Source organism: Accumulibacter sp. (assembly GCF_036625275.1).
Taxonomy (GTDB): Bacteria; Pseudomonadota; Gammaproteobacteria; order Burkholderiales; family Rhodocyclaceae; genus Accumulibacter.
This window is the reverse complement of the sequence record NZ_JAZKUD010000045.1, coordinates 1-24,828: the sequence shown is the minus strand read 5'-3', so window position 1 is coordinate 24,828 and position 24,828 is coordinate 1. Positions and strand designations below refer to the sequence as shown.

Below are 24,828 nucleotides of genomic sequence, written 5' to 3'. Positions count from 1 at the left end.
ACTTACGACCATTCACCAGCCGCCAAGCAGCACCTTTTCAGCCCAGAACAGCCCGGTAATGGTCTTGGCATCCGTAATGGTACCGTTGCGCACCGCGACCAGCGCTTCATCCAGCGACAGGCTGAGGAGATCTATAAACTCACCGCTGTCGAGATTCTGGTCTGCTGCGCGTTGTAGACCGCGAGCGAGAAAAATCTCGATCCGCTCATCCGAATAGCCGACGCAGGGGTGCATCACGCCGAGGTAACGCCATTCTGCCGCGCGGAAACCGGTCTCTTCGAGCAACTCACGATTGGCGGTGGCAAGAATGTCTTCGCCGGGATCAATCTTGCCGGCCGGCAACTCAAGGAAAGAACGGCTGAGCGGATAACGATACTGACGCACGAAGAGGAGTTGGCCATCATCGAGCTCGGCGATGATGGCTACCGCCCCTTGGTGTCGCACGTATTCCCGCAAGCACTCCTTACCATCCGGCAACAAAACCCGGTCACGGCGCAGATCCAGCAACCTGCCGCTGAAGATCTGCATGCTCTCGAGGGTCTCTTCGTGGAGATGTGGATATTCGTCTTCCATTTCTTCAATTCCTTTGATCCCGCAGTTGCCAATGCCTATGTCGAATAGAAATTCCTGCTTTATTTCGATGGCAATGAAAACGCCCCGACAGGCGGGGCGTTCCGGTCAATGAATCAGATAATACTGTCAGAGCGAACGCAACAGCGCAAAAGCACAGAGCGACATCAGCGCCTGCGGAAAGATCCCGAGCAGAGCCACTGCCAGGCCATTGGCCGACATCAGCACCTTGACATCGAGTGGCGCTGCGATCGGCATGGGGTTGGTCGGCTGATCAAAGTACATGATCTTGACGACGCGCAGGTAGTAAAAGCAACCGATCAGCGAGAAGATGATCGCGACGATGGCCAGCCACAGGTAGCCTGCGGCAACCACTGCCTGCAGTACCGAAAACTTGGCAAAGAAGCCGACGAAGAACGGTACGCCGGCCATCGAGAACATCATCATCATCATCATCGCGGCGAACCACGGGCTGCGCTTGTTGAGCCCCTTGAAGTCGTCAATTTCATCCGACTCGAAACCGGCACGCGCCAACAACAGGATCATGCCGAAGGTTCCGGCACTGGTCAGCACATAGGTAATGACATAAAACATCGACGAACTGTAGGCATTGAGCGCGAAACGCGCATCGCCACCGACCACGCCGGTGACCATCCCGAGCAGCATGAAACCCATGTGCGAGATGGCCGAATAGGCCAGCATCCGCTTCAGGTTGGTCTGTGCGATGGCAGCAATGTTACCGATGGCCATCGACAGTACCGAAAGCAGGATCAACATCGTCTGCCAATCCGCTGAAAGGACGATCAGCCCGTTGACCAGCAGGCGAATGACCATCGCAAATGCCGCCAGTTTTGGCGCAGAGGCAATGAACAGGGTCACTGCCGTCGGTGCGCCATGGTAGACGTCCGGAATCCACATGTGGAACGGCACCACACCCAGCTTGAAAGCCACTCCCGAGACCAGGAAGACGATGCCGAAAACGAGAATCGTCTGGTCCGCCTGCCCCATGAACAGGCGCTCGGCGACGGCGGTGATTTCCAGGGTACCCGTCGCGCCATAGATCATCGACATGCCATACAGGAGGAGGCCGGAAGCCAGTGCGCCCAGGACAAAATACTTCATCGCGGCCTCGGTTGCCGGCACCGAATCACGATTCATCGCCACCATCGCGTAAAGGGAGAGCGACAGCAATTCCAGACCGACATAGACCGTGACAAAATGGTTCGCCGAAATCATCACCATCATGCCCAGGGTGGCAAAAAGTGCCAGAGCATAATACTCGCCCTTGGCCATCTGCTCGCGCTCAAGGATATAGCCCCGTGAATAGAACAGAACCACCATCACCGTCAGATAAAGAAGCAGCTTCAACAGGTCAGCCATCAGATCAGCGACATACATATTGCTGAAGGTGTAGCTGATTTCACCCGAACTCATCGAAAAGGTGATCACTGCCGCGCCGACCAGGGTCAACTGGGTAGCGACGAAAGTTGCTGTGCGCTTCCTGTCCTTGGCCAGGAGATCAAACATGAGGATCAGGCAAGCCATCAGCAAGATGAAGATCTCCGCAGCTGCGATGCGAAGGTCCGGCGTCAGGAACTGCATTTCGGCAAGAGTCATAGCGGCTACCAGTTATTGGATCTTGCTGAGGGCGACGTGACGCAGCAGCTCATTGACCGAGCTGTGCATGACTTCAGTAAAGGGTTGCGGATAGAGACCCATGCCCAATGCGCCGATGGCGAAGAGGACAAAGATCAGTAATTCTCGTGCATTGATGTCGGCCAGTTCAGCCACATGGTGATTGGCCACTGCACCAAACACCACTCGCTTGTACATCCACAGCGTATAGGCAGCACCGACAATCATGGTCGAAGCGGCGGCAAAAGCCACCCAGAAATGGTGATCGACGGCTGCGAGAATGACCATGAACTCGCCAACAAAGCCCGAGGTAGCCGGCAGACCGGCATTGGCCATCGCAAAAAGCATGAAGAATGCGGCAAATTTGGGCATCGTGTTGACCACCCCGCCGTAATCCGCAATCTGCCGCGAATGCGCCCGATCGTACATGACGCCGATCGAGAAGAACATCGCACCCGACACGAAACCGTGCGAGATCATCTGCACCAGCGCGCCTTCAACACCCAGTGGGCTGAAGATGAAGAACCCAAGGGTCACAAAACCCATGTGGGCAATCGAGGAATACGCGACGAGCTTCTTCATGTCCTCCTGTGCGAGAGCAACGAAGCCAATATAGATAATGGCAATCAGCGACAGCGCAATCACTAGGCCTGCAAGGGTATGCGAAGCGTCCGGGGTGATCGGTAGCGAGAAACGGAGAAAGCCATACGCACCCAGTTTGAGGGCGATCGCCGCCAGCACGATCGATCCCCCCGTCGGTGCCTCGACGTGCGCGTCGGGCAACCAGGTATGTACCGGCCACATCGGCACCTTGACCGCAAACGCCACCAGGAAGGCCAGGAACAGCCAGGTCTGCGCAGTCATGCCGATCGGCAACTGATGCCAGTCGAGAATCGAGAAGCTGCCTCCGGAAGTGATGAACAGGTACAGCAGTGCGATCAGGAAGAGTAATGAACCGAAAAGGGTAAAGAGGAAGAACTTGAATGCCGCGTACACCCGTCTCGGACCACCCCAGATGCCGATGATCAGGTACAGTGGAATCAGTGACGCTTCGAAGAAAACGTAGAACAGCAGGCCATCGAGTGCCGAAAAAATGCCGTTCAACAAACCCGACATGATCAGGAAACCCGCGTTGTACTGCGCCACCTTGCTGTCGATGACCTGCCAGCCAGCAAGGACGACGGTCACCGTGATGAAGCTGTTGAGGATGACAAAAAGCATCGAGATGCCGTCAACACCCAAATGGTAGTTAACGTTGAAACGGGGAATCCAGGTCTTCAGCTCGACAAACTGCATCGCCGGGGTGTGCATATCGAAACCGGTATACAGCGGAATCGTCACCAACAAGCCGGCCAGCGCCCCGATCAGCGAGAGCATCCGTGCCAGCGGTGCATTGCGATCGGAGCCCGTCGCCAGGACAACCAAACCGGCGAGAATCGGAACCCAGATGGCAAGAGAGAGAAGCGGCGTGCCTGACATATCGTTCCCAGTCTTTCTCTAGCTCAGGCGCGCGTGACCCACAGGGTCATCAAGACGAACACGCCGATAATCATCGTAAAAGCGTAGTGGTAAATGTGACCCGTCTGGAACAGACGAACCAGGGTCGCAAACCAGCCCACGAGGTGTACAGAACCATTGACGATGATGCCGTCGATCAGGCCAGCGTCGCCACCCTTCCAGAGTCCTCGACCGAGCAGGCGTGCGCCTCCGGCAAAGAACACGTCGTTGAACTTGTCAAAGTAATATTTGTTGTCAAGCAGGGTGTATAGAAATCCGCAGCGTGCCTTGATGGTTTCCGGAATGTCCGGCCGCTTCAAGTACAGGAACCAGGCCAGAGCCACACCGAGGAAGGCCAGCCAGAAGACCGCGGTGGTGACTGCGTGTGTCGCCATGGCGAAAGCACCATGGAAATGATGCGCCAGTTCTTCGACGACCGGATGCGCCTTGGCATCAATGAAGATTGCGCCCTTGAAGTAGTCGCCAAACAGCATCGGCTCGATCGCAATATAGCCGATGATCACCGAGGGGATGGCCAGCATGATCAGGGGCAAGGTCACCACCCACGGCGTCTCGTGCGGCTTCTGACCTGGAGCCAGGCCATGGTGCTCGACATGCGCGTCATCCGCCGGATGCGCGTGCTCGTCATGCGTCGCATGGTGTTCTGATTTGCCGTGCGCGGCATGATGGTCATGGGGTGCTGCCTTGCCGAAGCGCTCCTGGCCATGAAACACCAGGAAATACATCCGGAACGAGTAAAAAGCGGTGACGAACACGCCAGCCATCACGGCAAAATAGGCAAAACCGGCGCCCGGAATGTGCGACAGGGCGACCGCTTCAATGATCGAATCCTTGGAATAGAAGCCGGCAAAGAAAGGGGTGCCGATCAGTGCCAGAGAACCGATCAGAGAGGTCATCCAGGTGATCGGCATATACTTGCGCAGCCCCCCCATGTTGCGGATGTCCTGATCGTGGTGCATGCCGATGATCACCGAACCGGCGGCGAGGAATAACAGCGCCTTGAAGAACGCATGCGTCATCAGATGAAAGATCGCCACGGAATAAGCCGAGACGCCAAGCGCGACGGTCATGTAACCAAGCTGGGACAGCGTCGAATAGGCCACGACGCGCTTGATGTCGTTCTGGATGATACCGAGGAAACCCATGAACAGTGCCGTGATCGAACCGATGACGACGACGAAGGACAGCGCCGTATCGGAAAGCTCGAACAGGGGAGACATGCGCGCCACCATGAAGATGCCCGCAGTCACCATGGTCGCCGCATGAATCAGCGCAGAGATTGGTGTCGGACCTTCCATTGAATCGGGTAGCCAGACATGCAGGGGAACCTGCGCCGACTTGCCCATCGCGCCGATGAACAACAGGATGCAGATCGCCGTCATCAACGCCACCCCCCGACCTTCACCAAACAACGCGAGGGTGGTATGAGCAGCCAACTCCGGCGCTTTGGCAAAAACAGCGGCGTAATCGAGTGTACCGAAGTGGGCAAGCACCAAGCCGATGCCCAGGATAAAACCGAAGTCCCCGACGCGGTTGACCAGGAATGCTTTCAGGTTGGCGAAGATCGCCGTCGGCCGGGTATACCAGAAACCAATCAGCAGATAGGAAACCAGGCCAACGGCCTCCCAACCGAAAAAGAGCTGCATGAAGTTGTTGCTCATCACGAGCATCAACATTGAGAACGTGAACAGGGCAATGTAGCTGAAGAAACGGTTGTATCCAGGATCGTCCTGCATGTAGCCGATGGTGTAGATATGCACCATCAGGGAAACCGAGGTGACCACCAGCATCATGGTGACCGTCAGTTGATCGATCAGGAAACCCACCTCGAAATGATAGTCCCCTGACGACAGCCACTGATACACCGGGCCGTTGTAGGTATTGCCGGCCATCACGTCCTTGAAGATCACGTACGACACGAGACAGGCGATCGCCACCCCGCCAGTAGTCACGGTGTGCGCCACCCAGCGCGGAATCACACGGCAGAACAGGCCAGCAATGATGGCACCCACCAGCGGGGCCAGAGGAACCAGCAGGTAGAGCTTTTGCATTTCCATGTCAACCCTTCAGGCTGCCCAGATCATCCACGTGGATGGTCTTGAGATTGCGGAACAGCACCACGAGAATCGCCAGCCCGATTGCCGACTCGGCTGCAGCGACGGTCAGGATGAAGAACACGAAGACCTGTCCGGCGAGATCCTGCAAATAGTGGGAAAAGGCGATGAAATTCATGTTCACTGCCAGCAGCATCAACTCGATCGACATCAATATGATGATCAGATTTTTGCGGTTAAGAAAGATGCCGACGACGCTGATCGCGAACAGAATCGCGCCCAGGATCAAAAAATGGGACAGTGTAAGCAAGGTACCTCCCTGATTCCTTCTGCATGAGGTGGGACATTTCGCCACCCCTCTTTTTCAGTCTTGTGGTGCTGCTGTCAAACCGCTTGCTCAGTCGCGCTTCTCCGCGGGCATCTGCAGCACGCGCACACGATCCCTGGCTTTCACGAAAACCTGCTGCGACGCATCGACCGACTTGTTCTTGCGCTTCTCGCGCTGCGTCAGGGCCACCGCGGCAACAATCCCGACAAGCAGAATGACCGACGCCAGTTCGAAGGGATACATATATTCGGTGAACATCAACCGCCCGACAGCCTGGACGTTGCTGGCGTCAGAGGCCGCCTGTGGGACGCTGCTCTCGAATAGCCCCAGGTAATTCCCCCCCAGAACCAGAGCCATTTCAGTGACCATCAGCAAGGCAATGATCGCACCCAGCGGCAGGTAACTCCAGAATCCTTCACGCAGGCGATCGAGATTGATGTCGAGCATCATGACCACAAACAGGAAGAGCACCATCACTGCGCCGACATAGACCAGCACCAGCGCGATCGCCAGAAACTCGGCCTGCAACAGCATCCACACGCCACTCGCGGAAAAGAACGCGAGCACCAGATAGAGCGCTGCATGCACCGGGTTGCGTGCGGTAATCACCCGTAACCCGGCAAACACCAGGATCGCCGAGAGAAAGTAAAAAACGAAGGTCTTGAATTCCATCGTGTCGGCCTGTCAGCGGTATTTCGAGTCGAGTTCGCGGTCTTCGGCGATCTGCGCTTCGTAGCGGTCACCATTGGCCAGCAACATCGGCTTGGTGTAGTAGAGGTCGCCCCGTGTCTCCCCGTGGTACTCGAAAATCCGCGTTTCGACGATGGCATCGACCGGGCAGGCTTCCTCGCAAAAGCCACAGAAAATGCACTTCGTCAGGTCAATGTCGTAACGGGTGGTCCGCCGCGAACCATCCTCACGCTGATCCGACTCGATGGTAATGGCCATCGCCGGACAAACCGCCTCACACAACTTGCACGCAATACACCGCTCCTCACCATTCGGATAGCGTCGCAGCGCGTGCAGGCCGCGGAAGCGAAAGCTCTGTGGTGTCTTTTCTTCCGGGTACTGCACGGTGATCTTGCGGGCAAACATGTAGCGCCCGGTCACCGACAAGCCCTTCAAAAGTTCCTTGAGCAGGAGGCTGTTGAAAATTTCCTTCATCGAACCCATGACTAGCCTCTCACTTCCAGATGTTCAAGGGCGACATCATCCAGGTGCCGACCACGACCAGCCATATCAGGCACAGCGGGATGAACACTTTCCAGCCCAGACGCATGATCTGGTCGTAGCGATAGCGAGGGAAGGTGGCGCGAACCCAGAGAAAAACGAACAGCACCGCGGAGATCTTCAGGAATAGCCACAGAATGCCATCCGGCAGGAAACCTACCGGCGACAGCCAGCCGCCGAGAAACAGGATTGCGGTCAGCGTCGACACCAGGATCATGTTGGCATATTCGGCCAGGAAGAACACCGCAAAAGCCATTCCGGAATATTCAACGTGGAAGCCAACGATCTCGGATTCGCCTTCTGCCAGATCGAATGGCGCACGGTTGGTCTCGGCGACGATCGAGGTCAGATAAACGACAAACATCGGCAGCAGCGGCAACCAGTTCCACGACAGGAATCCCAGCCCCCGATCAACGAAATAGCCTCGCCCCTGGCCGTTCACGATGTCGCCGAGGTTGAGACTGTTCGAAACCATCAACACCACCACCAGTGCCAGCCCCATGGCAACTTCGTACGAAATCATCTGGGCTGCGGAGCGCATGCCCCCGAGAAAGGCATATTTCGAATTCGAGGACCATCCCGAAAGAATGATTCCATAGACGCCGATCGAGGTAATCGACATGATGTAGAGCAGGCTGGCGTTGACGTTCGCCAGGACCAGCGTGTCGTTGAACGGAACCACCGCCCAGGCGGCCAGCGCCGGCGCAAAGGCGAACATCGGCGCGAGCAGAAAGACGCTCTTGTCCGCACCGGTCGGAATGACTACCTCTTTCAACAACAGCTTCAGGCCGTCGGCGATCGGCTGAATCAGCCCCCAGGGGCCGACCCGGTTCGGGCCGATACGCACCTGCATCCAGCCGATCACCTTGCGTTCCCAGAAAGTCAGATAGGCGACGCAGAGCAGCAGCGGCGCGATGATCAGAACGATCTTCAGCAGGACCCAGACCAGCGGAAACACCGCCCCGAAAATCCCTTGCAACAATCCCTGCAGCGCATCGATCATCATGCACGCTCCACGTTGATCGCACCGAACATTTCACCCAGTGCTGCCGTCGTCACATGCGCTGCCGCGACGCGAACACAGCCCGCCGGCACTGTCTCGTCGGCCCTGGCGGTGAGAACCGCCTCGCCGTTCCCCTGCCGGAGGCGTACCGGAGCCCCGTCGGTGACGGCAAGCCTCGCCAGCGTTGCCGCATTCATGCGCGCTGTCGGGGCCACCGCGTCACGCGTTTTCTGGAGTGCCGGAGCATGACGAGCCAGCGGGTCGGCAAAATAGATCGGTACATCGGCAATGCGTTGCAACTCGCCAGCCGGCGCCATCAATGACAGGGACAGAGGAACGCCGCTGATGCGATTGTCGAGGCCGGCAACAAAGGGGCTTCCCGCGGGAACCATTTCGTCTCTCACCTGCTCGCTCGAGTTCTGGTCGAAACCCGCTAGCGCCAGCAAGTTGCCCAGCACACGCAGCACCTTCCAACCAGGACGCGCATCGCCAAAGGGGCGAACAACCCCGGTGAAACTCTGGATACGACCTTCGGTGTTTACGAAGGATCCAGAAGTCTCGGTAAAGGGTGTGATCGGCAGCAGGACGTCGGCGTAGTCCGGCGCCATGCCGTCGCCGAATGGCGTCAACATGACGACCACTGCGGCTTCCTTGAGCGCGGCTAGCGCCTGTTGCGGATCATAACAATCGAGTTCTGGTTCGACACCAAGCAGGATATAGGCCTTGCGGGGTTGAGCGAACATCTCGTAAGCGTTGAGCGCTGTCGGCAAAGCCTTCGCGATATGCCCACCCACACTGTTGGCCGCCTCTCCGATAAAACCACAGGTGGCCCCGGTCAGCCGTGCGAGTTCGATGGCCAGAACATGCAGTTGTGCCGCTTGCGGATGCTGCTCGGCGGCATTGCCGAGGAACACCGCCCGCTGCTCGCCATCGAGCAGACTCCTGGCGATCGCCTGGCTGGTCGCGCAAGGATCGATCGAATCCAGTCCGGCAGGTGCTGCCTCATTTTTCAACTGTGCGGCTGCCTTGACGACCGCAGCCAGTGCAAGCGGCAGATCAGCGGGAGAAACGGTCAGCTGCGCATGCAGATTGATCAGCGAATCGTCGCCACTGGACGAGAGCAAACTGACCTTGCCCCCTTTTTTGGCCAACTGACGCAGGCGCTGGGCGAACAGCGGATGATCCTTGCGCAGAAAGCTGCCTACCACCAACGCGGCGTCGAGGTTCTTGATTTCGGAGAGCTTGAGACCGAGCCAGGGGATGCCCGCCAGTTTGCCGTCCGACGAAAAATCACGACGCCGCGGGCGAAAGTCGACGTTACCCGAACCGAGACCATGCGTCAGTTTCTGCAGCAGGTAGAGTTCTTCGAGCGTCGACTGCGGCGAAGCCAGCGCCGCCAGCGATGCCTCGCCGCTGTTGCTGATGACATCCTTGAGGGCATGCGAAACGTAATCGAGGGCGACATTCCAGTCGACTTCGCGCAGCGCGCCGTCGACACGAATCATCGGTTTGGCGAGCCTGGCCGAAGAATTCAACGCTTCGTAGGAAAAACGTTCCTTGTCGGAAATCCAGCATTCATTGACGTCTTCGTTGTCACGCGGCAGAACGCGCATCACGACGTTGTTCTTGACCTGCACGGTCAGGTTGGCGCCAATGCTGTCGTGCGGGCTGATCGAGCGGCGCCGCGACAACTCCCAGCTCCGTGCCGAGTAGCGGAACGGCCGGGAGGTCAGAGCACCTACCGGGCACAGGTCGATCATGTTGCCGGAAAGCTCGGAATCGACCGAACGACCGACAAAAGTGGTGATCTCCGAATGCATGTTGCGGTTGGCCATGCCGAGTTCCATCACGCCGGCAATTTCCTGCCCGAAGCGAACGCAGCGAGTGCAGTGGATGCAGCGTGCCATTTCCTGCATCGAGATCAGAGGACCGACATCCTTGTGGAAAACGACTCGCTTGTCTTCCTGAAAACGCGAGGCACTGCCGCCATAACCCACCGCCAGATCCTGAAGCTGGCACTCGCCACCCTGATCGCAGATCGGGCAATCGAGCGGGTGATTGATCAGCAGGAATTCCATCACGCCTTTCTGCGCCTTGACCGCCAGTTCGGAATGGGTGAACACCTTCATGCCGTTGGTCACCGGGGTCGCACAGGCAGGCAGGGGCTTCGGCGCCTTTTCGACCTGTACCAGACACATCCGGCAATTGGCCGCGATCGAGAGCTTCTTGTGATAACAGAAATGCGGGATATAAGCCCCTATCTGCTGTGCAGCATCCATGATGGTACTGCCATCGGGTACCTGTGCAATTTTGCCGTCGATTTCGATTTCCATCGTCTCGTACCCTAAACCGTTGCCGTAAAGAAGCTACTGCCGGCACGCTGCACATCAACGGGCACAAGGCACTTCTTGTGTTCAATGTGGTACGCGAACTCGTCGCGATAATGCTTGATGAAGCTCTGCACCGGCATCGAAGCGGCATCGCCAAGCGCGCAAATGGTGCGGCCCATGATGTTGGTGGTCACACTCTCGAGCAGATCGAGGTCGCCAGGGCGACCCTGGCCGTTCTCGATGCGATGCACCACCTTGTAAAGCCAGCTGGTTCCTTCACGGCATGGCGTGCACTGGCCGCAGGATTCTTCGTAGTAGAAGAACGATAGCCGCTCCAGTGCTTTCACCATGCAGGTCGTCTCGTCCATGACGATGACCGCACCCGAACCCAGCATCGAACCTGCCTTGCTGATGCCATCGTAGTCCATGGTGGCATTCATCATCGTCGCCGCGGGAACGACCGGCGCCGAGGAACCACCCGGAATGCAGGCTTTCAGTTTCCGGCCACCCCGCATACCACCCGCCATTTCAAGCAAGGTGGCAAATGGCGTGCCGAGGGGAATTTCGTAGTTCCCTGGCCGGTTCACGTGACCCGAAACCGAGAACAGCTTGGTTCCGCCGTTATTTGGCTTGCCGGCTTCGAGATAGGCCTCCCCGCCCAAGTTCATGATGTACGGAATCGAGGCGAAGGTTTCGGTGTTGTTGATCGTGGTCGGCTTGCCATAGAGGCCGAATGACGCTGGGAAAGGCGGCTTGAAGCGCGGCTGCCCCTTCTTGCCCTCGATCGATTCAAGCAGTGCGGTTTCTTCGCCACAGATATAGGCACCGTAACCGTGATGCGCAAAGAGTTCGAAACTGACACCCGAGCCCAGCAGGTCGGAGCCGATAAAACCAGCGGCTCGAGCTTCATCGAGGGCTTCCTCGAAGCGCTCGTAGAGTTCCCAGATTTCGCCGTGGATGTAGTTGTAACCCCGTGCAGCACCCATCGCGTAGCCTGCGATGGCCATTCCCTCGATGACCGAATGCGGGTTGTAACGCAGGATGTCGCGATCCTTGAAGGTGCCCGGTTCACCTTCGTCGGAATTGCACACCACATACTTGTCGCCGGGAAACGAGCGCGGCATGAAACTCCATTTGAGGCCCGTCGGAAATCCGGCACCGCCACGACCGCGCAGAACCGACTTCTTGACTTCGTTGATGACCTCGCTCTGGGGGATCTTTTGTTCGAGAACTCGCCGTAGCGCCGAGTAACCGCCACGCTTGACATAATCCGCCAAGCGCCAAGCCTTGTCACCGTCCAGACCGACGCTGAGCATCGGGTTGAGTGCGCCGAGAATCGCCATTACTTGAGCTCCGCCAACAGTTTGTCGATTTGCTCGGGATTCATCCAACTGCACATGCGACGGTTATTGACGATCATCACCGGCGCATCACCACAAGCCCCCATGCACTCACCCTCCTTGAGCGTGATCAGGCCATCGGCAGTCGTCTCGTTATAGCCGATTCCCAGCTTTTTCTGCAGGTATTCGCCGGCATCGACGCCGCCGCTGAGCATGCATGGCAGATTGGTACACACCGACACCTTATATTTGCCAACCGGCTTCAGATCGTACATGTTGTAGAAGGTCGCCACCTCGTAGGCGGCAACCGGAGCCATGCCGAGGTAGTTGGCCACCGCCTCGATGGCTTCGCTGGAGAGCCAGCCCTGCTGTTCCTGCGCGATGGCCAGCGCCGCCATGACCGCCGACTGTTTCTGGTCGACCGGGTACTTGGCAATTTCGCGATCGATTCTCTTGAGGGATTCTGAAGTCAACATCAGCGGTCAATCTCGCCAAAAACAACGTCCTGGGAACCAATAATCGTCACCACGTCGGCCAGCATGTGACCGCGCACCATCTCGTCCATTGCCGACAGGTGCACATAACCCGGAGGACGGATCTTCAAGCGATAGGGCTTGTTGGCACCATCGGAAATCACGTAGATGCCGAACTCTCCCTTGGGGTGCTCGACCGCCGAATAGACTTCACCTTCCGGCACATGAATACCTTCGGTACAGAGCTTGAAGTGGTGGATCAATTCTTCCATGTTGGACTTCATGGCTTCGCGATCCGGCGGGGCCACCTTGTGATTGTCGGACATCACCGGGCCCGGGTTCTGCCGCAACCAGTCGATACACTGCTTGACGATCCGGTTGGACTGGCGCATCTCCTCCATGCGGACCAGATAGCGATCGTAGGAATCGCCGGTAACGCCTACCGGAATGTCAAAATCGATCCGGTCATAGACTTCGTAAGGCTGTTTCTTGCGCAGATCCCAGGCGATACCGGATCCACGCAACATCGGTCCGGTAAAGCCGCGCTGCAGCGCCCGCTCCGGCGAGACGATGCCGACATTCACCAGACGCTGCTTCCAGATGCGGTTGTCGGTGAGCAACGTTTCGTACTCGTCGAGCAATTTCGGAAAGCGGCTGACGAAATCGTCAAGAAAATCCAGCAGGGAGCCGCTGCGAACGTCGTTGAAGGGCTTGATCTGGGCGGCACTCTTCCACTTCGACTCCTTATACTGCGCCATCCGATCCGGCAGATCACGGTAAACCCCGCCCGGCCGGTAGTAGGCAGCATGCATGCGCGCGCCCGAAACTGCTTCATAGGCATCGACCAGATCTTCACGCTCCCGGAAGGCATAAAGCACCATGGTCATCGCACCGACATCAAGGCCGTGACAGCCGATCCAGAGCAGATGGTTGAGGATACGGGTGATCTCGTCGAACATCACCCGAATGTATTGGGCACGGATCGGCACCTCGATATTCAGGAGCCTTTCGATCGCCATGCAGTAAGCATGCTCGTTGCACATCATCGACATGTAGTCGAGGCGATCCATGTAGGGTACCGACTGGATCCAGGTCTTGTTCTCGGCCAGTTTTTCGGTCGCGCGGTGGAGCAGGCCGATGTGCGGATCGGCACGCATCACCACCTCACCGTCCAACTCAAGCACCATCCGCAGAACACCGTGTGCTGCCGGATGCTGCGGCCCGAAATTCAGGGTGAAGTTGCGCAGTTCAGGCATTGTCGACGTTCCCGTAAGTCGCTTCGCGAACGATCCGCGGCGTGATCTCGCGCGGCTCGATAGTCACCGGCTGATAGATGACCCGCTGCTGTTCTGGGTCGTAGCGCATCTCGACATAACCTGAAACCGGAAAATCCTTGCGGAACGGATGTCCAATGAAGCCATAGTCGGTGAGGATGCGGCGCAGGTCTTCGTGCCCTGGAAAAACGATTCCGAACAGGTCGAAAGCCTCACGCTCGAACCAGTTGACGCTGTTCCAGACCGAGATGATCGAAGGCAGCGAGGGAAAATCGTCATCGGGTGCAAAGCAGCGAACGCGCAGCCGCCAGTTCCTGCTGATCGACAAAAGGTGACTGACTGCAGCGAAACGCCGGCCTTCCCGCCGCACGTTGCCATAGGTCCAATAATCGACGCCACAGAGGTCGATCAATTCTTCGAAACACAGTTCCGGCTCGTCGTGAAGAGTCTGCATCACCGTCAGGTAGTCGGCGGCATCGACCTCGATGGTCACTTCACCGAGCGCCACCTTCAGGGATTTGACTCGATCACCGAGATGTTTCTGCAAATTCTGGCTAAGCGCTTCCAGCGTGGCGAACATGGCTCACTCTCGGTTGGTTGTTTTCAGCGGGCGATGGTGTTAGTCCGGCGAATCTTGTTCTGTAGCTGGATCAGGCCGTAGATCAGCGCCTCGGCAGTCGGGGGACAACCCGGAACGTAGATGTCGACCGGAACGATCCGGTCGCAACCGCGCACCACGGAGTACGCATAATGATAGTAACCGCCACCATTGGCGCAGGAACCCATCGAAACCACCCAGCGCGGCTCGGCCATCTGATCGTAAACCTTACGCATGGCCGGCGCCATCTTGTTGGTCAGCGTCCCGGCAACAACCATCACATCGGACTGGCGCGGGCTGGGGCGGAAAACGATTCCGAAACGGTCCAGATCGTAGCGCGAGCAACCCGCATGGATCATCTCGATGGCGCAGCAGGCGAGCCCAAAGCTCATCGGCCAGATCGAACCCGTACGAACATAATTGATCAGCTTGTCGGCCGTGGTGGTGACGAAACCTTCCTGAAGGATGCCTTCGATGCCCATCACTCACTCCCAATCCAGAGCGCCCTTGGCCCAGGCGTAGATGTAACCCACAACGAGGATGGCAATAAATACCAGCATCTCGATGAAACCGAACCACCGAACCGAATCGGTCTGCACGATTTCCTTGAAGATCGTCGCCCAGGGCAAGAGAAAGGCCACCTCAAGGTCAAACAGGATGAAGATGATGGCGATCAGGTAATAGCGCACATCGAACTTCATGCGCGCGTCTTCAAAAGCCTCGAAGCCGCACTCGTAAGGAGAGAGCTTTTCGCTGTCTGGGCGATGCGGTGCGACCACCAGACCAGTCACGACGGGCGCAATACCAAAAGCAATGCCAACCAGTATGAAGACAAATACCGGGAAATAACTCTCCAGCATGATCCGCCCCACAAGCGCTTCATTTCAGACTACAGCCACCCAATCGAATGGCTTCTCCTGGTGCCGACGATGAGACTCGAACTCATACGACCGAAGTCACTACCCCCTCAAGATAGCGTGTATACCAATTTCACCACGTCGGCACAACATGGCAGCGAACGAGTCAACGAGGAATCCTGCATCTCTTGCCGCTGCCTTGAAACCAGATTACCTGGGAATATCCTTGGCTTTCGAATCGGGATTCGCCGGGCTTGTTCCCTGCTCAACACTACCCGTGGGCGGCGCTGAAACAGGGGCAGAGTTTACCGCATCCTGCATCACACTGCCAGTCGTTTTTGGTTTGCTTGAAGCCAGATAGGCGAGCGACAGACTGGTCACAAAAAACGCGGTCGCCAGGATGGCCGTAGCGCGACTCAGAAAGTTGGCCGAACCGGTGGCGCCGAACAGGCTACCGGAAGCACCGCTGCCAAAAGCCGCGCCCATGTCGGCGCCTTTGCCGTGCTGCACCAGGACCAGGCCGATGACGCCGATCGCAGCCAGAATGTGCACTACCAGCACTACAGAAAAAAGATAGTCCATATCACCTCTTGTTCGACCAGGCGCCACGCGTCGCAGGCTGGACCACGCCGAAAAAACTTGCAGATTATAGCCAGTTCGTTCGGCATGGGTCAATTACTTGACTATTTGACTATTCGCTATCGGGGTGCGCGCCGCCGTATCGCGCTATCCTTTACCGCTTTACTGACCAGGGATCGCGGCGCTACGCCGTTCATTTCTCGGATTTGACATTGATTGCACCGGGTCTGATATAAACAGTCTGGACGGAAGGGCCGTGTTCACGGGACGCGCGGAGTCGCGGGCACGGCGGGTTGAAGGTCATGCGATTATCGAAAGGTCTGATCATGCGGCAACGTACGAGATGGTTGGCAAGGATTGTGCAGGTTATTGCGCTGGTGGCGGTGGCGCTGGTGGTCGGTGCGGCAGGTACGCCGCAGGTAGACCGCTTTACCCCGCAGGGTCAGGCAAAGGGAGTGCGCCAGGTGGCCGTGCGCTTTTCCGAGCCAATGGTCGCTTTCGGTGACCCGCGCCTGGCCGACCCCTTCAGTATCAAATGCGAAGGCGATCCCGAGCGCACCCAGGGGCGTGGCCGCTGGGCCGATCAGAGGAACTGGATCTATGACTTCGCTGCAGACCTGCCGGCGGGCCAGCGCTGCCGCTTCACACTGAACGCGGGTCTGACGTCTGCAGCCGGGACGGCCTTGGCGGGCAAGCGGGAATTTACGTTCGACACCGGTGGCCCGGCGGTGATGTCTTCGCTCCCCGGCGAGGGAGAAGAAGAGATCGACGAAGAGCAGATCTTCCTGCTCGCTTTCGATGCGCCGCTCGACCCGGCGAGCTTTGCCGGTGCCTGGTGCGAAGCGGACGGGATCAACGAACAGATTCCGCTCAAGCTGCTGCCGGAAAAGGAAACCCGCGAACTGCTGACAGCCAACCGGAACAACGCGTTCAACCTGTTCAGACTCTATTTCCCGGAGGGCCGTGACTTCGCCATCGGCAAGCTGAAGGTCGAGGACAAACGCTTCCGCGATCTGCCGGTGGCCGGCGCGAAATGCGCGCGGCGGCTGCCGGCCGGTGCGCAGGTGTCCATTGTGATCGGTCCCGAGGTGAAATCGAAGACCGGCCTCGCGCGCGGGGCACCGCAGCGGCTAACGTTCCGGGTGCGGCCCGATTTCGTGGTCGACCTGACTTGCCAGCGCGTCAAAAAGGACGCGGCCTGCCTGCCGATCACCCCGATCAGGCTGGCGTTCAACGCACCGGTGCCGCGCGCAGCGGCGGCAGGCATCCGGCTGAAAAGCGAACCAGGGCAGACCTTCGAACCGGTGCTGGAGCCACACGCCAAGACCGTGGACAGCGTCGAGTTCCGCGGCCCGTTCCCGGAGAAAACCCGGTTCACCGTCGAACTGCCGAACGGTTTCAAGGATGACGCCGGCCGCGAACCCAAGAACAAGGCCTCCTTCCCGCTGCCCACGGCCACCGACGAGTACCCGCCGCTGGTGAAGTTTCCGGGCCGCTTCGGTATCCTCGAACTGAAGGCCGAGCCGGTGCTGCCGGTGACGGTACGCAATGTGGAGCCCACGCTGGCCGGACAGAAGATCGCGCTACCGGCGACCGCCGCTGTCCCCGGCCGCTCGCTGCGCCTCGCCGACGACGAGACGCAGATCATGCAGCGGCTGCAGCGTTTCCTGAACAAGGAATCGGAATACTTTGACCGGCTGCGCGGCGAAAACCGCTCCTATCCGCGCGAGGGCGAAATTTCGGCCATCCGGGAAGGCGACCAGGCGACTGCCTTCGAACTGCCGCGCCCCGGCGGCGACAAGCCGATGGAGGTGATCGGCATTCCGCTGCCGAAGCCCGGGTTTTACATCGTGGAGCTGGCAAGCCCACGCCTCGGGCGCGCACTGCACGATGCGGACAGGCCTTATTACGTGTCGACCAGCGTGCTCGTCACGAACCTTGCCGTGCACCTCAAACATGGTCGTGAAGGGTCGCTGGTCTGGGTAACCGCGCTCGACAGCGGCAAACCGGTGGCCGAAGCCAAGGTCAGCGTGCGCGACTGCACGGGCCAGGCCTGGTTCACCGGTACCACCGATGCGAACGGGATTGCCCAGGCAGGCAACCGACTTCCCTTCGCGCAGGACGTTGCGAAATGCGGCGACTACCGGCGCGCGCTGGTGGCGTTCGCGCGCGTGGGCGAAGACCTGTCGTTCACGTATTCGGACTGGAACGAGGGCATCCAGCCGTGGAATTTCAACCTGCGCCACAACACCGACCGCAGGACGCCGCTGTCCATCCATACGGTGTTTGACCGCACGCTGTTCCGCGCCGGCGAGACGGTCAGCATGAAACACGTCGCACGCGTACCGGTCAGCGCCGGTTTCCGCATTCCAGGCCGTGCCGAATTGCCGTCCGCGATCGAGATCGAACATCTCGGCAGCGGCCAGAAGTTCAAGCTCACCGCGCACTTCGACGACCAGGGCGTGGCCGACGGCGCCTGGAAGATTCCGCCCGAGGCCAAGCTCGGCAGCTACCGGCTCAACTGGCCGGGGCGGGACATCCAGGGACAGGCCGAATTCCGTGTGGAAGCGTTCCGCGTGCCGCTGATGCGCGCTGCACTCGCCGCACCGAAAGATCCGTTGATCCGCCCATCAGCGGCCAAGCTCGACGCGGCGGTGAATTACCTTTCTGGCGGTCCCGCCTCCGGCCTGCCGGTGAAGGTGCGCCATCGGATCGAGAACCGCGGGGTGTCGTTCGCGAGTTACCCCGGCTTCCGTTTCGATAGCGAACCCCTGCAGGAAGGAATCGTCATCGGCTCGTCCACCGACGCCTTCGGTACCTACGATCCTGACGAGGACGGCGGCGCTCCCGGCAACCAGGGCGCGGGCCCCACGGCCGCACGCACGTTGACGCTCGATGGCGCTGGCACGGCGGCGATTTCGATTGACCAGCTCGCGCCGGTCGTTCGGCCCGCCAGTCTGTTCGTCGAGATGGAATACAATGATCCGAACGGCGAACGCCTGGCCGTTGCAACCCGCGTCGCCTTGCATCCCGCAGCGCTTTACCTCGGCCTCAAGCCCGACGGCTGGGTGGCCAACAAAAACGGCGTGCGGGCGCAGGTGGTGGCGCTCGATCCGGCCGGCAAACCGCTCGCCAGTCAAGCGGTGCGGGTCGATCTCTACGAGCGCAAGAGCTTTTCCAGCCGACGGCGTTTGATCGGCGGCTTCTACGCCTACGAATCGACGACCGAAACGAAAAAACTCGGTGGCGGCTGCTCGGGCACCACAGACGAGCGCGGCTTCCTGTTCTGCACGGTCAAGCCCGGTCTGTCCGGCGAGCTGATCCTGCTGGCGCGCGCGCAGGACAAGCAGGGCCGCGAGGCGCTGGCAAGCACCAGCGTCTGGGTTCGCGGTGCCGACGAGTGGTGGTTCGACCCCTCGGACAGCGACCGCATCGACCTGATTCCGGAGAAAAAGCACTATGAGCCGGGCGAGACGGCGAAGTTCCAGGTGCGCATGCCGTTCCGTTCGGCAACCGTGCTGGTGACAGTCGAGCGCGAAGGCGTGCTGGAGCAGAAAGTGGTAGTGCTCGATGGCCAATCGCCGGTCATCGAAGTACCGATCATCGGCAGCTACGGTCCCAACGTCTTCGTGTCGGCACTCGCCGTGCGCGGGCGCGTCGATCCCGAAGTGCCGGGTCCGTACGCGTGGCTGAAGCGCGCGTTCTACCGTCTGGGCTACTGGCTCGGGCTGGTGGACGAAATCCCGGTCGAGCGCGACACCCGCCCGACGGCGCTGGTGGACCTGTCCAAGCCCGCCTACAAGCTCGGCATGGCCGAAATTCAGGTTGGACACCGTGCTTACACGCTCGCGGTGAAGGTCACCCCCGACCGCGACGTTTTCCGGGTGCGCGAAACGGCGCGCGTAAACGTCCAGGTCACGGATAGCGACGGCAAACCCGCCGCCCTCGGTGAGATCGCACTCGCCGCGGTGGACGAAGGGCTGCTGGAGCTGTCGGACAACTCCTCGTGGAATCTGCTCGATGCCCTGCTGGGCGAGCGTCCCGTGGAAGTGAGCACCGCTACGGCGCAGGGTCAGGTGATCGGCAAACGGCACTTCGGCAAGAAGGCGGCAGCGCCCGGCGGCGGCGGCGGACAGGGCGGCGCGCGTGAATTGTTCGATACGCTGCTGACGTGGAAGGCTCGCGTCCCGCTCGACGCGCAGGGCCACGCCGTGGTGGACGTACCACTCAACGACGCGCTGTCCGCCTTCCGCATCGTGGCTGTCGCGCAGGCCGGTGCCGACCGGTTCGGCACCGGCCGCGCCAACATCCGCACCACGCAGGACCTGATGCTGCTCTCCGGCCTGCCGCCATTGGTGCGCGAACAGGACGAATTCTCCGGCATGTTCACGCTGCGCAACACCACCGTCCAGGCGCTGGCGGCACGTTTCGAGTGGTCGCTGCGCGACCTGCCGGCGGACGATCCCAACGGCCGCGTGATCGCCAACGGCCATGCCGCAGTAGCGCTCGCCGCCAATGAAGCGAAGCTCGTCTCCGTGCCGGTCAAGGTGCCGGTCAATATCACCGGCCTGTACTGGGAAGTGACGGCAACCGCCCAGGACAACACGCGCGACCGGCTGCGTGTGGCGCAGAAGGTCATCGAAGTGCATCCGGTGCGGGTTTATCAGGCGACGCTCGCCCAGCTCGACAAACGCCTGGAATTCCCGGCAGAACGTCCGGCCGGAGCGGTGCCGGGGCGCGGCGGCATCCGCGTGGAAGTGATGAGAACCCTGGCCGGCGAGATGTCCGGCGTGCGCGAGTATTTTCAGCGCTACCCCTACACCTGCATCGAACAGCGCACCTCACGGGCCATCGGCCTGGGCGATGATGCCTTGTGGAAGAGTGTCACCGGCAGCCTGCCCAACCATCTGGACCACGACGGGCTGGCCCGTTACTTCCCGGTGGACTGGGCACAGGGCAGTGATGCGCTGACCGCGTATCTGGTACAGATCGCCAACGCCAGCGGCCGGGAATGGCCGGAACAGGCACAAGATCGCATGCTGAAAGGACTGGAAGCATTCGCGACGGGCCGTATCGTACGCGGCAGTGCGTTGCCAACGGCGGACCTGACCGTACGCAAGCTCGCCGCCATCGAAGCCCTTGCACGGCACGGCCGCGCCAAACCGGAGATGCTGGAATCGATCAGCATCGACCCGGCGCTGTGGCCGACCTCGGCGTTGCTCGACTGGATCGGCATTCTGCAGCGGGTAGACAAGTTGCCGCGCCGCACCGAGCGGCTGCAGGAAGCGCTGGATCTGCTGCGCGGACGCCTGAATTTCCAGGGCACGGTGATGACCTTCTCCAGCGAGCGCACGGATGCGCTGTGGTGGCTCATGGTGTCGGCGGACGTGAACGCCAACCGCGCGTTACTGGCCGTCCTGAACGAAGCCGACTGGCGGGAGGACCTGGGACGCCTCGTGCGCGGGTCGCTGGCGCGGCAGAAGCACGGGCACTGGGGCACCACGGTCGCCAATGCCTGGGGTACGGTCGCGATTGCGCGCTTTGCGCAAGCCTTCGAGCAGGTGCCGGCAAGCGGCACCGCGGTCGCCACACTCGGTGGCACGACGCTCAATCTCCCAGTGAGCAATGCCAGGCAGACGCGTGACTTCGAATGGCCTCCGGCGCGCGAAATGTTCTCGCTGACGCACACCGGCCAGGGTGCACCGTGGGCAATCGTGCAGTCGCGCGCGGCGCTGCCCCTGAAGGCGCCGTTGTTTACCGGCTACCGCATCAAGCGCACGCTGACGCCGGTGGAGCAGAAGGAGCAGGCGGTCTGGTCACGCGGCGACGTTTACCGCGTGACGCTGGAAATCGACGCGCAAAGCGACATGACCTGGGTGGTGATTGATGATCCGATCCCCGGCGGTGCGGCGATCCTGGGTTCCGGCCTCGGTCGCGATGCCGCTTCGCTGACCGCAGGCGAGATGCGCGCCGGGGCGGCAGGACCAATGTTCGTCGAGCGCAGCTTCGAGGCCTACCGGGCTTACTACGAGTTCGTTCCCAAGGGCCATTTCAAGCTGGAGTACACAGTGCGTGTGAACAACCCTGGCCGCTTCGACCTCCCGGCCACCCGGGTGGAGGCGATGTATGCTCCGGAAATGTTCGGTGCCGTGCCAAACTCGGTGCTGGCAGTGGTGCCGTGAAACGACGGGTTCTCCTGGCACTTGCCGGTGGCACGCTCGCCACCGCAGGTGCGTTGGCACTGTCGATGTTCATCGCGCCGTATCCGGTCGTTCCGCTCGACTCGGTGCGCACGGACTGGCGCGCTTCCGATGCCTGGCTGCTCGACCGCCATGGCGAGCCGCTGTCGCGTGTGCGCCTGGACCACCAGCGCCGCCGCGGCGACTGGATTGCGCCGACCGAGGTGTCGCCCGCGTTGGTGGCGGCGGTGCTGGCTGCCGAAGATCGCCGCTTCCACGCGCACGCCGGGGTGGACTGGCCCGGCATGGCCGGCGCATTCTGGCAGACCGTGACCGGGGGGCGGCGCGGCGGCAGCACGCTGACCATGCAGGTGGCGGCGGCTGTACACCCGAAACTCGCCAGGGGCGGTACACGCGACGCGCTGCAGAAGTGGCGGCAGATGCGACAGGCGCTCGCGATCGAGCGCTCATGGCGCAAGGACGAGGTACTGGAAGCATGGCTCAACCTCACGCCTTTCCGCGGGGAACTCGAAGGCATTGACGCAGCCGCGCGCGCACTGTTCGGCAAACGGGCGGCGGGGCTGGACCGCAATGAGAGTGCCCTGCTGGCGTCGCTGGTGCGCGCACCGAATGCCCGCCTGGCACAGGTTGCACGCCGGGCCTGCGCGCTGCTGGCGCTCGGCGTGGACTCGGAAGAATGCCTGCTGATCCAGTCGATGGCGGCGCAGGGACTGCGGCACGGGTCAGCGCGGCATGCCATCGGCGGCGATGCTCCGCATCTCGCACGCCGACTGCTCACGGCACCGGGACAAAGGCTGGTGAGTACGCTGGACGCACGCGTGCAACGCTTTGCCGTCGAGACGCTGACGCGGCACCTGCACGAACTGAGCGGACGCCATGTCGAGGACGGCGCGCTGGTCGTGCTCGACAACCCCACCGGCGAGATCCTCGCCTGGGTAGGTTCCAGCGGCGGCCTGTCGAACGCCGGTGAGGTGGACGGCGTGACGGCGCGACGGCAAGCGGGCAGCACACTCAAACCCTTCCTCTACGCGCTGGCGATCGAGAAGCAACTGCTGACCGCAGCGTCGATTCTCGATGACTCGCCGCTGGCGGTCACGACACCGGCGGGGCTGTATGTGCCACAAAACTACGACCACACTTTCCGGGGCAGCGTGTCGCTGCGCCAGTCGCTGGCCTCTTCGCTGAATGTGCCCGCGGTACGCACGGTCACGCTGGTGGGCCACGAGGCGTTCTATCAGCAGTTGAAGAGGCTGGGCTTCGACACGCTCGACCGCGATGCCCACCACTACAGCTACGCACTGGCGCTGGGGGGGGCGGACGTGACGCTGCTGCAACTGACCAATGCCTATCGCACGCTGGCCAATGGCGGCTGGTCAGGGGCAGTGATCAGCACGCCGACCGCGCAGACGCGGGACGATGAAAGGGTGCAGGTCGTGACCGCGCAAGCGGCATTCATCGTCGGTGACATCCTCGCCGACCCGGCTGCGCGCGCGCTGACCTTCGGTCTCGCCAGTCCGCTGGCCACGCGCTACGCGGCGAGCGTGAAAACCGGCACCAGCAAGGACATGCGCGACAACTGGGCGGTGGGCTACAGCGACCGCTACACGGTGGGAGTGTGGGTTGGCAACTTCTCGGGCAAGCCCATGCACGATGTCTCCGGCGTCACCGGCGCCGCACCGGTCTGGCGCGAGCTGATGGATTTCCTGCAGCAGGGCGTCGCGCCTGCCCGGCGCGAGCCGCCGGTGGGCCTTGTCCGCCAGCGTGTCGTCTATGCGGACGGCAGCGAGCCGACGCGCGAGGAATGGTTCGTGGCGGGGACCGAAGCCGCGACGGTCACCCCGGTAAGTGCCGTTGCCAGCCGTTCACGCATCGAGTCGCCAGCGAACGGTGCAATCTATGCCGTCGATCCGGACATTCCCCGCGACCGCCAGCGGGTGATGCTGATGGCACGCACCGCGGTGCGCGGCCACTGGTTCGAGCTTGACGACGGCACCCGCCTGCGCGCGGATGCGTTGCAGCTCTGGCAACCGATGCCGGGCCGACACGAGGTGGCGCTGGTGGACGCGCAGGGCAAGGAACTCGACCGGGTGCGGTTCGAGGTAAGGGGTTTGCGAAGGCTGGGGCAGGCATCCTCGCGCTGAATACGCGTCTTGCGCACGCACGGGCGAATTCCTGCCATTCCTGCCAGAAATCGCCGCCGTGGCTGATGCGCAAACGGCCGCAATCTGTAACCTCCGATCTTGCTGAAATCGCAACCACACTCGACGAGGCGATACTCGCTGCCGGAAGTCCGGTGCTACAGTCGGGTGTAGAGGATGGAGAGCGGGTTCAAGCGCTTCAAGAACGAGCGGGTGCAGGGCGTTCGCTCCGCGACGCGCGCCGAGATCAAGGCAGCCCCCCTGGAATACATCGAGATTTTTTACCACCGGAAACGCCCGCATTCGACCCTCGGCTACAAGTCGCCTGTTCAGTTTCTGGAAAACTCGATCAGCGAGCCGCATCAGGAAAAACGGGTCGCATGAAGCCCACCCTTGGGCAGACGAAAAAGCTGGATGCACTGGTCGAGCGCGCCTTGCACCGTCGCTCTCTGCAGCTCGCTGGCCAGCCAGCCTTTGCGCTCGACGGTGTACCGCGGGTGGTGATCGTTGGCGCCGGCTTCGGCGGGATGGCAAGGTAAGCGGTGTCGACGCCGTCACGCAGGACGTGCTGATGGACGGCCAGCGCATCGGCTACGGCTACCTGGTCTTGGCCATCGGCGCGGCACACTCGTATTTCGGCCGTGACGACGGGGCGTCCTACGCACCCGGACTTAAGCGCGTGGAGGATGCCACCGAGGTGC

Annotated in this window: 20 protein-coding genes and 1 tRNA gene; 4 read left to right on the top strand and 17 right to left on the bottom strand. The window is 60.6% G+C overall.

All coding sequences use genetic code 11. From position 1 onward, the window contains the following. Nucleotides 1-12 precede the first annotated feature (12 nt). The 17 genes from V5B39_RS14030 to secG form a co-directional block, all read right to left on the bottom strand. Nucleotides 13-573, bottom strand: a complete 561-nt coding sequence (locus V5B39_RS14030) for an NUDIX hydrolase (protein WP_332343500.1) — start codon at nucleotides 571-573, stop codon at nucleotides 13-15. A gap of 126 nt (nucleotides 574-699) precedes the next feature. Then, a complete protein-coding gene (gene nuoN / locus V5B39_RS14025) occupies nucleotides 700-2,172 on the bottom strand; it encodes an NADH-quinone oxidoreductase subunit NuoN (protein WP_332343511.1) in 1,473 nt (490 codons plus the stop codon). A 27-nt stretch (nucleotides 2,173-2,199) separates the two neighbouring features. Then, nucleotides 2,200-3,684 (bottom strand): NADH-quinone oxidoreductase subunit M, encoded by a 1,485-nt coding sequence (locus tag V5B39_RS14020; protein ID WP_332343499.1) that lies wholly within the window; start codon nucleotides 3,682-3,684, stop codon nucleotides 2,200-2,202. Between the two features lie 23 nt (nucleotides 3,685-3,707). Next, entirely contained in the window at nucleotides 3,708-5,780 is a 2,073-nt protein-coding gene (nuoL, locus tag V5B39_RS14015) for an NADH-quinone oxidoreductase subunit L (RefSeq protein WP_332343498.1), read from the bottom strand. A gap of 1 nt (nucleotide 5,781) precedes the next feature. Then, the gene (gene nuoK, locus V5B39_RS14010) at nucleotides 5,782-6,087 is read right to left on the bottom strand and encodes an NADH-quinone oxidoreductase subunit NuoK (protein WP_034924362.1); all 306 of its coding nucleotides are present in this window, start codon (nucleotides 6,085-6,087) and stop codon (nucleotides 5,782-5,784) included. Between the two features lie 87 nt (nucleotides 6,088-6,174). Continuing rightward, on the bottom strand, nucleotides 6,175-6,777 hold the full coding sequence (locus V5B39_RS14005) for an NADH-quinone oxidoreductase subunit J (RefSeq protein WP_034952662.1): 603 nt from the start codon (nucleotides 6,775-6,777) through the stop codon (nucleotides 6,175-6,177). Between the two features lie 12 nt (nucleotides 6,778-6,789). Then, nucleotides 6,790-7,278: an NADH-quinone oxidoreductase subunit NuoI gene (nuoI, locus tag V5B39_RS14000; protein WP_034952664.1), complete on the bottom strand. Its 489-nt coding sequence runs from the start codon at nucleotides 7,276-7,278 to the stop codon at nucleotides 6,790-6,792. A 10-nt stretch (nucleotides 7,279-7,288) separates the two neighbouring features. After that, complete coding sequence (nuoH, locus tag V5B39_RS13995; RefSeq protein ID WP_332343497.1) at nucleotides 7,289-8,341, bottom strand: NADH-quinone oxidoreductase subunit NuoH; 1,053 nt, start codon at nucleotides 8,339-8,341, stop codon at nucleotides 7,289-7,291. Beyond that, complete coding sequence (gene nuoG, locus V5B39_RS13990) at nucleotides 8,338-10,671, bottom strand: NADH-quinone oxidoreductase subunit NuoG (RefSeq protein WP_332343496.1); 2,334 nt, start codon at nucleotides 10,669-10,671, stop codon at nucleotides 8,338-8,340. The genes nuoH and nuoG overlap by 4 nt, the downstream gene beginning before the upstream one ends. A gap of 11 nt (nucleotides 10,672-10,682) precedes the next feature. Next, the gene (nuoF, locus tag V5B39_RS13985) at nucleotides 10,683-11,984 is read right to left on the bottom strand and encodes an NADH-quinone oxidoreductase subunit NuoF (protein ID WP_332343510.1); all 1,302 of its coding nucleotides are present in this window, start codon (nucleotides 11,982-11,984) and stop codon (nucleotides 10,683-10,685) included. Nucleotides 11,985-12,010: 26 nt separating this feature from the next. Beyond that, nucleotides 12,011-12,484 (bottom strand): NADH-quinone oxidoreductase subunit NuoE, encoded by a 474-nt coding sequence (nuoE, locus tag V5B39_RS13980; RefSeq protein WP_034952668.1) that lies wholly within the window; start codon nucleotides 12,482-12,484, stop codon nucleotides 12,011-12,013. Then, the gene (locus V5B39_RS13975) at nucleotides 12,484-13,737 is read right to left on the bottom strand and encodes an NADH-quinone oxidoreductase subunit D (RefSeq protein ID WP_332343495.1); all 1,254 of its coding nucleotides are present in this window, start codon (nucleotides 13,735-13,737) and stop codon (nucleotides 12,484-12,486) included. Before V5B39_RS13975 ends, nuoE begins: the two co-directional genes overlap by 1 nt. Further along, complete coding sequence (locus tag V5B39_RS13970) at nucleotides 13,730-14,335, bottom strand: NADH-quinone oxidoreductase subunit C (protein ID WP_332343494.1); 606 nt, start codon at nucleotides 14,333-14,335, stop codon at nucleotides 13,730-13,732. The genes V5B39_RS13975 and V5B39_RS13970 overlap by 8 nt, the downstream gene beginning before the upstream one ends. A 23-nt stretch (nucleotides 14,336-14,358) precedes the next feature. Continuing rightward, nucleotides 14,359-14,835, bottom strand: coding sequence for a NuoB/complex I 20 kDa subunit family protein (locus V5B39_RS13965; RefSeq protein ID WP_034924343.1), 477 nt, complete (start codon nucleotides 14,833-14,835; stop codon nucleotides 14,359-14,361). 3 nt (nucleotides 14,836-14,838) lie between these two features. Next, nucleotides 14,839-15,213 carry an NADH-quinone oxidoreductase subunit A gene (locus tag V5B39_RS13960; protein WP_332343509.1) on the bottom strand — a complete coding sequence of 125 codons (375 nt, stop codon included), beginning with the start codon at nucleotides 15,211-15,213 and terminating at the stop codon, nucleotides 14,839-14,841. Between the two features lie 58 nt (nucleotides 15,214-15,271). Then, a tRNA-Leu gene (locus tag V5B39_RS13955) sits at nucleotides 15,272-15,356 on the bottom strand. A gap of 64 nt (nucleotides 15,357-15,420) precedes the next feature. Continuing rightward, nucleotides 15,421-15,792, bottom strand: a complete 372-nt coding sequence (gene secG / locus V5B39_RS13950) for a preprotein translocase subunit SecG (RefSeq protein ID WP_332343493.1) — start codon at nucleotides 15,790-15,792, stop codon at nucleotides 15,421-15,423. Between the two features lie 374 nt (nucleotides 15,793-16,166). On the opposite strand from secG, the gene V5B39_RS13945 reads away from it, so the two are divergent. From V5B39_RS13945 to V5B39_RS13930, 4 genes are all read left to right on the top strand, one after another. Beyond that, a complete protein-coding gene (locus V5B39_RS13945; RefSeq protein WP_332343492.1) occupies nucleotides 16,167-21,971 on the top strand; it encodes an MG2 domain-containing protein in 5,805 nt (1,934 codons plus the stop codon). Then, nucleotides 21,968-24,130 (top strand): penicillin-binding protein 1C, encoded by a 2,163-nt coding sequence (gene pbpC, locus V5B39_RS13940; RefSeq protein WP_332343491.1) that lies wholly within the window; start codon nucleotides 21,968-21,970, stop codon nucleotides 24,128-24,130. The genes V5B39_RS13945 and pbpC overlap by 4 nt, the downstream gene beginning before the upstream one ends. A gap of 174 nt (nucleotides 24,131-24,304) precedes the next feature. Beyond that, nucleotides 24,305-24,511 carry an IS3 family transposase gene (locus tag V5B39_RS13935; protein ID WP_332343490.1) on the top strand — a complete coding sequence of 69 codons (207 nt, stop codon included), beginning with the start codon at nucleotides 24,305-24,307 and terminating at the stop codon, nucleotides 24,509-24,511. Beyond that, nucleotides 24,508-24,666 (top strand): hypothetical protein, encoded by a 159-nt coding sequence (locus V5B39_RS13930; RefSeq protein WP_332343489.1) that lies wholly within the window; start codon nucleotides 24,508-24,510, stop codon nucleotides 24,664-24,666. Before V5B39_RS13935 ends, V5B39_RS13930 begins: the two co-directional genes overlap by 4 nt. Nucleotides 24,667-24,828: the final 162 nt, after the last annotated feature.